This is a genomic window from Mesorhizobium sp. WSM4821 (assembly GCF_055901555.1).
This window is the reverse complement of record NZ_CM148371.1, coordinates 6,162,281-6,174,484: the sequence shown is the minus strand read 5'-3', so window position 1 is coordinate 6,174,484 and position 12,204 is coordinate 6,162,281. Positions and strand designations below refer to the sequence as shown.

The window sequence follows — 12,204 nt, the reverse complement described above, 5'->3', positions numbered from 1 at the left end:
GTTCTGGCGCCGTGTCAGCTATGCGGGAGCATGACGACATTGGCCGAGTCCCAGTAGACGCGGGTGCGCTCGCCAATCGACGGTAAAGCCAGGCGACCATTGCGCTGCACCTGGATGCGGACCGGGGACTGGTCGTCGAGGCGCACAGTGTAGAACGAACGGCTGCCGATGAAGACGACATCCTCGACTGTACCTTCGGCCGACTGCGCTGCTGCATCGCCACCCTGGAAACTCAGGGATTCCGGGCGGATGGAAACAGTAATGCGCTCCGACACGTGGCGATCCGCGGTCTCGGCGCCGATGAAGGGGATGCCGGCGGGCGTGACCGCGGTGGTGCCGATGCCGTTGACTGCGCTGACGGTTGCATCGAACAGGTTGGTCTCGCCGAGGAATTTCGCGGCAAACAGTGATTTCGGCCTGGCATACATATCTTCGGGCCGGTCGATCTGCACAATGCGGCCTTTTTCCATCAGGACGACGCGGTCCGACAGGATCATCGCCTCGTCCTGATCATGGGTGACATAGACGAAGGTGGCTCCTGTCTCGGTGTGAATGCGCTTCATCTCGGCCAGCATGTGCTGGCGGATCTTGAGGTCGAGCGCGGCCAGCGGTTCGTCCAGCAGGAGCACCTTGGGACCGTTGACCAGGGCGCGCGCCAGCGCCACGCGCTGGCTCTGGCCGCCGCTGATCTCGTCGATGTAGCGGTTGGCGAAAGTGTCCAGCTGCACGATATGCAGCATGCGGTTCACCCGCTCCTTGACCTCGGCCTTGGGCATCCCCTTGACCTTCAGGCCGAAGGCCACGTTTTCGAAGACATCGAGATGAGGAAAGAGTGCATAGCGCTGGAAAACCATATTCACCGGGCGGCGTTCCGGCGGCGTGGCGGCGCAATCGCTTCCATCGATGCTGATGGCGCCCGCCGTCAGCGTCTCGAAGCCGGCGATCAGGCGCATCAGCGTGGTCTTGCCGCAGCCGGAAGGCCCGAGCAGCGTCAGGATCTCACCCTGGCGGATCGAGAGATTGATGTCAGTCAATGCAGTAAAACTGCCGAAGACTTTCTTGCCATCGCGGATATCGATGATCGTCTTGGGATTGGTCATGGCAAAGGTTCCAACTGTTCGAGGCGGCCGGCAATCGCGGAGCGCCGACGGGCCTGACCGATCAGCCAGGAAGCAACCAGGATTGCGATCGAGAAGAAGAGGGCGAGCGTCGAGATGGCGTTGACGAGTGGCGTCACCGTGCGGCGCATCATCGACCAGATGTACATGGGCAGGGTCGTTTCCGTGCCGGCGACGAAGGAGGTGACCACGAACTCATCGAAAGACACGGCAAAAGCCAGGATCGAGGACGCGATCAGGGTCGGCGCGATCAGCGGCAGGGTAACGCGGGCAAAGGTTTGCATCTGAGAGGCGCCAAGGTCACGCGCGGCCTCCTCCAAAGAGGGGTCGAACAGCGCCAGCCGCGCCTTCATCGCCACGATCAGGATCGGGATCGCGATGACGACATGGGCGATTACGATCGTGGCGGTCGACAGCTGGGTGCCCGACTGCGCGAAGAGTACGAGCAGCGAGACGCCGACGAACAAGCCCGGCAGCGCGATCGGCGTCACGGTCAGCGCCTCGATCATGCCGCGGCCGGCGCGGCCGAAGCGCAGCCAGGCCAGCGACGCCGTGGCGCCAAGCAGCAGGGTCACCAGCGCGGCGAGTAGAGCGATCGTCAGGCTCTTGATGACCGCAGAGGCCAGTTGCGCATTGCCGAACAGCTCCTCGTACCAACGCAGCGAAAATCCCGCGAAGGGGAAGGACAGGGCTGGCGATGCGTGGAACGAGAACAGCACGATGATCAACAGCGGGGCGAGCAGAAAGGCCAGGATGGCCCAGACGATGATCCGCAACAGCACAGTCAGATCTCCCGTTCGGTTTTCGCCCGCCGCTTGACGATCAGGCCGGTGGCGCGGCCAAGCACCGTGATGACGCCGTAGAGGATGATCGAGACGCCGAACATCAGGAAAGCCTGCGCTGCGCCGAGCGGCCAGTTGCCTGTCTTGCGGAACTGGTCAGCGATCAGGAGGCCGGTGGTTTGTCCCGACGAGCCGCCCAGCATCTGCGGCGTCACGTAGTCGCCCGCTACAAGGATGAAGGTCAGCATGAAGGCTCCGACCAGGCCGTTGGCAGCATTGGGCGCAATGACCTTGAAGAATGCGCCGATGGAGGAAGTGCCCAGGTCACGCGCCGCATCGACCAGGTCGCGCTTGATCTCACTCAGCGAGGACACGACCAGTAGGATGCAGAACGGCAAGTAGATATGGACCAGCGTGATCGTCACCGCGAAGGGGCTGAACAGAAAAGCCGAGACCGGGTGATCGATGACACCGAGCTGCAGGAGCACAGTGTTGAGCACGCCACTCGTGCCAAGCAGCGTGCGCCAGGCGTAAATGCGCACCAGATAGCTCGAGAACCACGTGATGAGGATGAGATAGAGGATGGTCTGCGAACGGCTGACATAGACCAGGTAGTAACCGACCGGGATCGACAGGATCAGCGTGACCGTGGCGGTGAAAAGGCCGATGCGGATGGCGTTGAAGGTGACTTTCCAGAAGACCGGCGAGGCCAGCGAGCCGAGATAGTTCTGGAACTGGAAGTCCGGCACGATCCGATAGGACGCAGACGACCAGAAGCTATAGGCGAACAGGATCAGGCTCGGCACGACGAAGAAGACGAGCATGTAGAGTATCGCCGGCGTGGCCAGCAATGCTCCCGTCCTCGTGCGTGATAGGCTCATTCGCAGCACTCCCGCAAAGCTTCGTCCATCGCCCGGCCTTTCGAGCCGGCTCCGTCCGCTGCTGTCCGCGCCGATCAACGGCGCCTTCGTGGTTCCCGTCGGCAGGTCGTCAGATCGATCGACCAGTCGCCTGCTCTTGCCAGGTGATAGTCCGCAGTTTCGGGCCGGCTAACAATTTCGCACGACAGGGTTTCATGAAGCGATGTTGCGCACGATGCGCGAAGTATCGCTTCCAAATCGAGCATCAGCGCTGGGACAGAGAAGCCGTCAGGCGTTCACGCCGGCCGCATCGAGTGCGGCAGCGATCGAGACCGAGGATTTGGCCGCGACCTCGTCGGCCGACATGGCTGCCAGCATCGGGGAAAAGACCTCCGGTCCGACCTGGTTCAGACCGCCGCCTTGGGCCAGGATCCGGATGATCTGCGCGTTGGGAAAGTCGCCGTCCCCGGGAAAGAGCCTGTTGTAGCAGTCGTCCTTGATGGAGACGTCGGCTGGGAGGTGGAGCGGGCCGTCGTTCAACTGCAGACAGTGGACGATGTCGCCAGGAAGCCGTCGAAGCGTATCGAGCTTCGAGCCACTCCGCACGAAATGCCAGACATCGAAAACCAGACCGGAATTCGGCTGGTCCGCGGCGCTGACGATTTGCCAGGCCATATCCAGCGTCGGCACGCCCCACAGCGGGATGAATTCGAGGTCGCAGGTGATACCATGCGCCGCGGCGCGACGGCAGATGTCGGCGTAATGCTCGGTGATCTCGTCGATCGACATGGCATTCAACGGGAACGTGGCATTCAGGCTCATATGCGTGCAACCCAGTCCATCGGTCAGCCGAAAGAAGGCGTCCGGTGTCGTGTCGACAGTGCGGATATAGGCGTCGTCCATGTTGTCGGGACGCCAGATGCGCGGCCAGGTGTTGAGCGGATCGAGCCGGGTGATCGCGACGCCATGGTCGGCCGCGCGCGACTTCATCTCGGCAAAACTCATGCCGCCTTCCAGCAGGCGCTCGACCTCCAGGGGCATCAGCGAAAGTTCGCCGAATCCGGCCAACCGCGTCGCCCGCAGTTTTTCCGCGAAGGGCAGGTGCGCCACGTTGGAAAACGGCATCATGGTCGAGTTGACGGTGCCTACCAAGATCGTGCTCCTGCTGACCGGACGTTCGGCGCCCTGCCGGACCGCGCCAATTGACACGTCTGCACACGCTCCCGCAATTTCGTGGCCAACAAATTCGCGAGCGTGTTTGACGCTTTGGCCGCGTCGGATTGCGTCAGCCGAGCTGGATCATTTCTGAGCCGTCGCCGAGGAATTGCAAGGCCTCGCGCGGGATTGAAGGGTCGCCGCGGTCGAGCACGGTCAGTGCGTCGAGGTGTTCGCGCTTGAGCAGTCCGGGTCCCCGGTAGTGCAGCGCCACCTTGGTCGAATAAGGCTGGCGGAACATGGTGGCGGCGATGCCTGTGGCAATGCCGAACATGAATTTCGATGAACTGCGCTTGACCGGGGCATAGACGCCGAAAGTCAGCTCGTTACGCTGAATGCCTTCGAAGTCGGCGGTGAAAAGTCGGCCGGCGACCGGAAAGACGAAGCCGTAATATTTGAAAACATATTCCGTCTTCGTCGGATCGTCGTAGCTCGGAAACCGCTCGATGTAATAGTGCTGCAGGAACTGGTTGTTCTTGTAGATGCAGAACGCCGAGCGCAGGACGAACCCCTTGTAGATCGACGAGTATTGGTAGCGGTCCCAGACGCCAAGCACCTCTTTCTGGTCGCCGCTCGATTCGACGATCATCGCTTCGACGAACTTGTTGAGCTCGGGCGAACGACGCACATTTTCCATCGCGTGGAAAAAATTTCCCTCGACAAGGGTGCGAAACTCGTCCGGCTGCGAAAACAGGATCGGCACGCTCAGGCCGAAGTAATTGGCGATCAGCCGCAGGTTCTGCGGCGAGGGCATGTGCAGCCCGGAAAGATATTTGTTGAATTGCTGACGATTCAGATTGATCTTCCGGCAGACGGCGGAGATCGAGCCGTGACGCTCGCAGAGCAGGCGCAGGTTGGCCGAGAAGTGGGCCACCTGGTTTTCGTCGTGTTCCATCGACCTCGCCCACCTTAAGTTACATGTCGCATATGTTGCGTCATGTCGCGTCAATATTCAAGTGTCTGCGAAATTGTGCGTCAATGACAATTTCCTGAAACTCTGCCTCGATCCTGCTGCCGGGCGCCGAGCCATCGACCCGCCGGCCACGCTAAACACGAGGTGGAACCTATGAATTTGACGGGCGGACAAGTCGTAGCACGAGCGCTGAAGGAGTACGGCGTCGAATATGTCGCCGGCGTCCCCGGTCACGGTATCTGGTCATTGTTCGACGCATTTCTCGAGTCCGGCTCGCAGATCCCGTTTATCCAGGTCATGCACGAGCAGAGCGCCGTGCACATGGCCGACGGCTATTTCCGGGCTTCGGGCAAGCCGATGGCGTGCTCGACCTCGATCGGTCCGGGCGCGACCAACACCATCATCGGCTTGGCGACTTGCTACACCGACTCCATTCCGGCCTTCTACGTTTCCGGCGGCCCGGCGACGCACATGAAGGGCCATGGCGTCATGCAGGAATTGGAGCGCCAGCAGGAGAACGCGTTTCCGCGCATCACCGAGCAGGTGACAAAGCGCGTATACAAGGCGGGCCGCGTCGACGAACTGCCCTTCATCATGCACCGTGCCTTCAACACAATGCTGTCGGGCCGTCCCGGACCGGTGCATGTGGAAGTGCCGATGGACCTTCAGACCGAGGCGGCCGACGTCACCATCCATCCGCTCGCCTCGCGCATGGCGATCGGCGTCGCCTATCCCGATCCGATCGCGGTCGAGAGGGCTGCGGCACTGCTGCTGTCGGCAGAACGGCCGGTCATTATCGCGGGCGGCGGCGCAATCAGCGCCAATGCCTCTGAGGCGCTGGTCGCGCTGGCCGAGAAGGTCGGCGCGGCCGTCTCCTCGACCTGGAACGGCAAGGGTGCCTTCCCCGAGGATCACGCGCTGTCGATCGGCGCCGTCGGCCAGACCGGCACCGCCTGCGGCAATCAGATCACAGCCAGCGCCGATGTCGTCATGTCGGTCGGCTGCCGCTTCACCGACTGGTCGGCCTCGAGTTACCGCAAGGGCGCGTCCTTCTCCATCCCGCCCGGCAAGCTCATCCATATCGATCTCGACCATCATGAGATCGGCAAGAATTATCCGACCGAAGTCGGCATCGTCGCCGATGCCCGCGCCACGCTCGAGGCGATGCTTGCGCTGATCTCGGACCAGCAGTCGAGCCGCGCGCTCGGCCGGCGTGACCGCTTCCACGCCGATATCCGCAAGGCCAAGGCCGAATGGGAGGAGATGCTGGCGCCGCGCCGCGACTCGAACGAAAGCCCTTTCACGTCGCAGCGGCCGCTTGGCGCGCTGCGCAAGGTGATGGACCGCTCTGGCATCATCGTGGCCGGGTCGGGCAACACGCAGGGCGCGGTCAAACAGACGTTCCCGGTCTATGAACCGCGAACGCATCTCACCTCGGGTTCCTTCTCGCCGATGGGATGGGCGGTGCCGGCGGCACTCGGCGCCAAGCTCGCGCAGCCCGACCGCCAAGTGGTTGCAGTGGTCGGCGACGGCGATTTCATGATGTCCCTGCCGGAGATGGGCACGGCGGTCATGAACAATATCCCGGCCGTGTTCCTGGTCCAGAACAACCGCGGCTACATGTCGATCCGTGGCGGCCAGCGCAAGTTCATGGGGCGTCATGTCGGCAGCGAGTTCAACCACCACAAGGGCAATGGCGAACCTTACAGCGCCAACATTGCCGAAGTGGCCAAGAATTTCGGCATGGAGGCCTGGAAGGTCGAAGACTCGGCCGATCTGGAAAAGACGCTGAAGGCGGCACTCGATAGCGGCGCCCCGGCACTGGTCGAGGTGACCACCTCGCGCGATGCGGCCGGGCCGTTCGTCACCGGCTGGTGGGATTTCCCGTCGCCCGCCTACTACGAGAAGGAGCAGGCCGAATACGCCGCCGGCCGCGAACTCGAACAGCATATGTGAGTTCGAAGAGCGGCTGCCTTTCCGAAAGGCGCCGCTCCGGCTTCGCCCACGAATGAATGGGCAACGAAACGCCTCGGCAAAAGGTTCAGACATGATCAGACGGCTGAAATCGTCGAAGGCTGCCACGGGATTTGCGCAGGACGCCAGGTTGACGGCGACCGTGGAGGCGCTGCTGGCGGATGTCGCAGCGCGCGGCGATGCTGCGGTACGGGAACTGTCGAGCAAGTTCGACGGACTTGACCGGTCGTCCTACCGGCTGAGCGACGCTGAAATCCAGGCATGTGTCGACAGCCTCACGGCTCAGGAGCGCGACGACATCGGTTTCGCGCAGGACCAGGTACGAAACTTCGCGCAGGCGCAGCGCGATTCCCTGCTCGACATCGAAGTCGAGACGCTGCCCGGCGTGATCCTTGGCCACCGGCACATCCCGGTCGAGAACGTCGGCTGCTACGTACCTGGCGGGCAGTACCCTCTGCTGGCCTCCGCGCACATGTCTGTTCTGACGGCGAAAGTCGCCGGCTGCGACCGCGTCATCACCTGTGCGCCGCCGTTCAAGGGCCACCCGGCGCCGCTGATCGTTGCCGCGCAGCATCTTGCCGGCGCCGACGAGATCTACTGCATGGGCGGTGTCCAGGCGATAGGCGCAATGGCCTATGGCACCCAGACCATCCAGCCGGTCGACATGCTGGCCGGACCGGGCAACGCCTATGTCGCGGAGGCCAAGCGCCTCCTGTTCGGACAGGTGGGCATCGACCTTTTCGCCGGGCCGACTGAAACACTGGTCATCGCCGACGAAACGGCCGACGGCGAACTGTGCGCCACCGATCTGCTCGGCCAGGCCGAGCACGGCGTGAATTCACCGGCGGTGCTTTTGACCAATTCCGAAAAGCTCGCCCGAGACACGATGCACGAGATCGATCGGCTGCTGAAGATCCTGCCGACCGCGGCCATTGCCGGCAAGGCCTGGGAAGACTGCGGCGAGGTGATCGTCTGCGACACGCTGGAGGAGATGGTGCAAGAGGCCGACCGCATGGCTTCCGAGCATGTCCAGGTGATGACCGCCGATCCTGACTACTTCCTCGCCAACATGACCAACTACGGCGCGCTGTTCCTTGGCCATCGCACGACCGTGGCCTATGGCGACAAGGTGATTGGCACCAATCACACGCTGCCGACCAAGACGGCGGCCCGCTACACGGGCGGCCTCTGGGTCGGCAAGTTCCTGAAGACCTGCACCTACCAAAGAATCATGACCGACGAGGCTTCGGCAATGATTGGCGAGCGCTGCTCGCGGCTTTGCATCATGGAAGGCTTCGCCGGCCATGCCGAGCAGGCAAATGTGCGGGTACGCCGCTTCGCGCGCAAGAATGTCGGTTATGGGCAGGCGGTCGAGGCGGCGTGACCAGCATGCGGCGAGCACCCACGAGGCATACGCAGTGACGGAACTTTCCGCCGACATCGTCATCATCGGATCGGGCATCGGCGGCGCGTCGGCTGCTTGCGTGCTTGCCGATACGGGCGCGCGGATCCTTATCCTCGAACGCGGCGAGCAGCTTCAGGATACGCCCGAGACGCGCGACGAGCGCGCAATTTTTCAGCGCAAACATTTCCGCACCAAGGAATCCTGGCTCGATGGCACGCGGACGCCGTTCAGCCCCGGCAACTTCTACAATGTCGGCGGCAATTCAAAATTCTATGGCGCGATCATGTACCGCAACCGCGCGGAGGATTTCGCCCCGCAGCAGCATATGGAGGGCTCTACGCCGGGCTGGCCGTTTTCCTATGAAGAGATCGAGGCGTGGTATGGCCAGGCAGAGCGGCTGTTTTGCGTCCGCGGCGAACTGGGCGACGATCCGACAGAACCGCCGCATTCGACCCGCTACGATTTTCCGGCCGTTCCGGACGAGCCCTCGATCGGCAAGGCCCGCCAGCGGCTGAAGAAGATCGGCATCCATACGAGTTCGCTACCGATCGCGATCGATCATGTCGCGTGGCTGAAACGCGCACAGACACCATGGGATGCCTTTCCCGACACCTTCACCGGGAAGATTGATGCCGAGACCGGTCCGCTCGCAGCCGCACTCGCCCACGACAATGTCGAACTCTTGACCGGCGCGGAAGTGCTGCGCCTCGACACGGACCCCTCGGGCAAGACGATCAAGCAAGCAATGATCCGTCACAAGGGGCAGGATGTGCCGGTGCGCGCCAAACGCTTCATCCTGGCGGCAGGCGCGGTCAATTCCGCAGCACTCCTGCTGCGCTCGGCGAACGGGCAGCATCCGAACGGCCTCGCCAACGGCTCCGGCCAGGTCGGTCGCAACTTCATGAACCACAATTGTTCCGCGATGATCACGCTCGATCCACGCTTGCGCAACACCGCGGTCCATTCCAAGACCTTCGGCTTCAACGACTTCTATCTGCACGACACCAAGACCGGGTTTCCGCTCGGCAATGTGCAGTTGCTCGGCAAGATATCGGGGCCGATCTTCAAGGCCAACATGCCCAGCGTGCCGGAGTTCGTTACGGGGCTGATCGCCCGCTATTCCTTCGACTGGTACGTCATGAGCGAAGACCTGCCCAATCCGGAAAGCCGGGTCATGGTTGATGGATCGGCGATCATGCTCGACTGGCAGCGCTCCAACATGCTCGGTCACAGGACGCTGGTCGAGCGGGTGCGCGGTGTGTTCAAGGCGGCCGGCTTTCCGATCGTGCTTTCGCGCGCTTTCGATCGTCGTACGCCATCGCATCAATGCGGCACCGCCAAGATGGGCACTGATGGCGCGACATCGGTCGTCGATACGCATTGCCGGTCGCATGACGTCGAGAACCTTTACATCATGGACGCAAGCGTGCTGCCGACCTCGGCCGCGGTGAATCCGGCGCTGACCATCGTCGCCGTGACACTGCGCGCTGCATCAAAGCTGCGCGCCGAGCTGGTCCAGCAATCGAATGGACAGGAGGACCGATGACTAGATCCGTGAAAGTGGCCGTTCTGGGCGCCTGCGGCTGGATGGGCAAGGTTCACACAATGTCCTACCAGAACATCCCGTTCATCTTTGGCTCGGACAAAGGCACGGCCGAAATCGCCTGGCTGGTCGACGCAAGCGCCCAGGCGCTGGAAAAGGCCGGCAAGCTGGTCTCGAATGCGAAACTGTCGACCGACTGGCGCGCAGCGGTCAGCGATCCGTCAGTGGAGTTGGTCGATATCTGCCTTCCCGACAGTCTGCACCACGAGGTCGCCAAAGCGGCGCTTCTCCAGGGAAAGCATGTCTATTGCGAAAAGCCGCTTGCCAACACGGCGGCCGAGGCGCGCGAGCTCGCCGACATCGCGGCCGAGAAGGGCGTCATCACGCGCGTCGGCCACGCGTTTCCGCGCAATCCGATCCACGACGCTGCCAAGGACATCATCGATTCCGGCGAGATCGGCGACATCAAGCTGTTCAGGGCGTGCCAGCATGTCGACGTGCTGGGCGATCCGAACGCACCCTTCATGTGGCGCGCGGATGGCAAGCTCGCGCCGACCGGCATCGTCGGCGATACCGGCAGCCACGTTTTCTCCTTCATGGAGCGGCTGGTTGGGCGGGTGTCCGAATTGATCGCCGACTGTGCGATCGTCACGCACAAGCGTCCCGTCGTCACCGGGTTCAACTACGGCAGCGGCGCTGAGCTTACCGGCAACGAGGACATGGCCGAAGTAACCAACGCCGACGCCACGAACCTGCTTTGCCGTTTCAAGAATGGCGCCATGGGCATCGTCGATTTCAGCCGTGTCGCGACCGGCCGCAAGTTCAAGCAGACCTATGAGATCTACGGCACGAGGGGCAGCATCGCCTACGACTACGACGAGGTGAACCGCCTGCGCTTCTACACCAACGATGACCGTGTAGGCCGACGAGGTTTTCGCGAGATCGACGTCGGGCCGGAGAATGCTACCTATGCCGCGTTCCTGCCGATCGCGAACTTCGCGCTAGGCTACAATGAAACCAAGCAGATCGAGATCGCCGAGGTGGTGCGCTCCATCGTCACCGGCGAGCACATGTGGCCGACCTTTGAGAGCGGCCACCACATCACCCAGATCGTCGACGCCTGTCTTGATTCCTCGCGGCTTCGCCAATGGGTCTCGATCGCCTGACTGGAAGTGTGTTCCGATGGCTATGCGCAAAGCGAAAAACACCACACATGCCGGTTTGGCTCCGACCATGCCGCGCGCCCCGACGGCCGCCATTGAGGCCCTCGACGGCTTCGGCTGGGGTCTTATCGGCGCCAGCACCATCGCGCGTGAATACATGGTCGACGCGATCCGCCGCAGCGGCGGCCGGCCGCTTAGCGTGATGAGCCATGACGGCGAGCGCGCCGCCGGCTTCGCGCGCGACCTCGACATTCCCGACTCCTGCTCCGATCTCGACGCGCTGCTCGCCGACCGGCGGATCGGCGCGGTCTACATCAGTTCGACCAACACGCGGCACCGGGATCAGGTGCTGGCCGCGGCGGCGGCCGGCAAACATGTGCTGTGCGACAAACCGCTGGCCACCCGCTCCGCTGATGCGCTGAAGATGGTGCGTGCCTGCGACAAGGCCGGCGTGGTGCTTGCCGTCAACCACCATCTGCGGTCGTCACCGGTGCACCAGACGATGCAGCGGATGATCGCGGCCGGCGAGATAGGCGCCGTCCGCTCGCTGATGATCGTCCATGCCGGCTATCTCAGACCCGTTTTGCAATCGTGGCGGATTAAGGACGCGGCCGAGGGCGGCATCTACCTCGATCTCAGTGTACACGACATTGACCTGGCTTCGTTCCTGCTGGAGCAGACGCCGGTGACGGCGGTCGCGTTGGGCGCAGGTGTGGCGCTCGGTTCCAACACCGTCCACGATCATGCGATGTACGCCCTGAAGATGAGCGGCGGTACCTTCGTTCAGGTGCATGAGAGCTTCGTCACGCCCGACGTGGAAAGCCAGGTCGTGGCGCTTGGCTCGGACGGGGCACTGATCGCGGCCGGCACACTGGCGCAGCGTTCCACCGGAACGCTGACGCGACGGGTGAATGGGCGCAACGAATCGATCCCGCTGCGGGCCAACGATCTCTACGCAGATACGGTCGAGCAATTCCTGAACGCCATCGCCGGGACTGGCTTCCCTCGCGCCACCGGACGCGATGGGCTGGCGGCGCTCGCCGGCGCTGAAGCCGTAGGAAAGGCTTCAGCGACCGGGAGGGCGGTTGCCATCAAACATCACGAGTAGGCATCGAAACAACGGGGTGGCGATCGAATGCCGTGGCCCTGTCGCTGGTGCATGTAAACGGTCCGCCAGCCCTCCGTAGGCTATGCCGCCAACAACCGGCCGACCGGCCGGCAAGCAGGATTC

Annotated in this window: 10 protein-coding genes; 5 read left to right on the top strand and 5 right to left on the bottom strand. The window is 62.8% G+C overall.

What is annotated here, in order from left to right:
* Nucleotides 1–14: 14 nt before the first annotated feature.
* The 5 genes from AC0NID_RS30175 to AC0NID_RS30155 form a co-directional block, all read right to left on the bottom strand.
* Entirely contained in the window at nt 15–1,100 is a 1,086-nt protein-coding gene (locus tag AC0NID_RS30175) for an ABC transporter ATP-binding protein (RefSeq protein ID WP_473458107.1), read from the bottom strand.
* Nucleotides 1,097–1,900: an ABC transporter permease gene (locus AC0NID_RS30170; RefSeq protein ID WP_473458108.1), complete on the bottom strand. Its 804-nt coding sequence runs from the start codon at nt 1,898–1,900 to the stop codon at nt 1,097–1,099. Before AC0NID_RS30170 ends, AC0NID_RS30175 begins: the two co-directional genes overlap by 4 nt.
* A 2-nt stretch (nt 1,901–1,902) precedes the next feature.
* Nucleotides 1,903–2,781, bottom strand: coding sequence for an ABC transporter permease (locus AC0NID_RS30165; RefSeq protein WP_473458109.1), 879 nt, complete (start codon nt 2,779–2,781; stop codon nt 1,903–1,905).
* A gap of 267 nt (nt 2,782–3,048) precedes the next feature.
* Nucleotides 3,049–3,912: a sugar phosphate isomerase/epimerase family protein gene (locus tag AC0NID_RS30160; protein ID WP_473458110.1), complete on the bottom strand. Its 864-nt coding sequence runs from the start codon at nt 3,910–3,912 to the stop codon at nt 3,049–3,051.
* Between the two features lie 133 nt (nt 3,913–4,045).
* The gene (locus AC0NID_RS30155; RefSeq protein ID WP_065010843.1) at nt 4,046–4,870 is read right to left on the bottom strand and encodes a helix-turn-helix domain-containing protein; all 825 of its coding nucleotides are present in this window, start codon (nt 4,868–4,870) and stop codon (nt 4,046–4,048) included.
* Between the two features lie 171 nt (nt 4,871–5,041).
* Between AC0NID_RS30155 and AC0NID_RS30150 the strand changes: the two genes are divergently transcribed.
* The 5 genes from AC0NID_RS30150 to AC0NID_RS30130 all read left to right on the top strand — a co-directional run bounded on the left by AC0NID_RS30150 (nt 5,042) and on the right by AC0NID_RS30130 (nt 12,081).
* A complete protein-coding gene (locus tag AC0NID_RS30150; RefSeq protein WP_473458111.1) occupies nt 5,042–6,844 on the top strand; it encodes a thiamine pyrophosphate-binding protein in 1,803 nt (600 codons plus the stop codon).
* Nucleotides 6,845–6,935: 91 nt separating this feature from the next.
* Nucleotides 6,936–8,246, top strand: a complete 1,311-nt coding sequence (gene hisD, locus AC0NID_RS30145) for a histidinol dehydrogenase (protein WP_473458112.1) — start codon at nt 6,936–6,938, stop codon at nt 8,244–8,246.
* A 34-nt stretch (nt 8,247–8,280) separates the two neighbouring features.
* On the top strand, nt 8,281–9,813 hold the full coding sequence (locus AC0NID_RS30140; protein WP_473458113.1) for a GMC oxidoreductase: 1,533 nt from the start codon (nt 8,281–8,283) through the stop codon (nt 9,811–9,813).
* A complete protein-coding gene (locus tag AC0NID_RS30135) occupies nt 9,810–10,976 on the top strand; it encodes a Gfo/Idh/MocA family protein (RefSeq protein WP_473458114.1) in 1,167 nt (388 codons plus the stop codon). The genes AC0NID_RS30140 and AC0NID_RS30135 overlap by 4 nt, the downstream gene beginning before the upstream one ends.
* Before the next feature lie 16 nt (nt 10,977–10,992).
* The gene (locus AC0NID_RS30130) at nt 10,993–12,081 is read left to right on the top strand and encodes a Gfo/Idh/MocA family protein (RefSeq protein ID WP_473458115.1); all 1,089 of its coding nucleotides are present in this window, start codon (nt 10,993–10,995) and stop codon (nt 12,079–12,081) included.
* The last annotated feature ends 123 nt before the right edge of the window (nt 12,082–12,204 follow it).

What these genes read in the sequence shown, in the direction of transcription:
- AC0NID_RS30175 (WP_473458107.1), bottom strand. Translation starts at nt 1,100, where the DNA reads ATGACCAATCCCAAGACGATCATCGATATCCGCGATGGCAAGAAAGTC.
- AC0NID_RS30165 (WP_473458109.1), bottom strand. Translation starts at nt 2,781, where the DNA reads ATGAGCCTATCACGCACGAGGACGGGAGCATTGCTGGCCACGCCGGCG.
- AC0NID_RS30155 (WP_065010843.1), bottom strand. Translation starts at nt 4,870, where the DNA reads ATGGAACACGACGAAAACCAGGTGGCCCACTTCTCGGCCAACCTGCGC.
- AC0NID_RS30150 (WP_473458111.1), top strand. Translation starts at nt 5,042, where the DNA reads ATGAATTTGACGGGCGGACAAGTCGTAGCACGAGCGCTGAAGGAGTAC.
- hisD (WP_473458112.1), top strand. Translation starts at nt 6,936, where the DNA reads ATGATCAGACGGCTGAAATCGTCGAAGGCTGCCACGGGATTTGCGCAG.
- AC0NID_RS30135 (WP_473458114.1), top strand. Translation starts at nt 9,810, where the DNA reads ATGACTAGATCCGTGAAAGTGGCCGTTCTGGGCGCCTGCGGCTGGATG.
- AC0NID_RS30130 (WP_473458115.1), top strand. Translation starts at nt 10,993, where the DNA reads ATGGCTATGCGCAAAGCGAAAAACACCACACATGCCGGTTTGGCTCCG.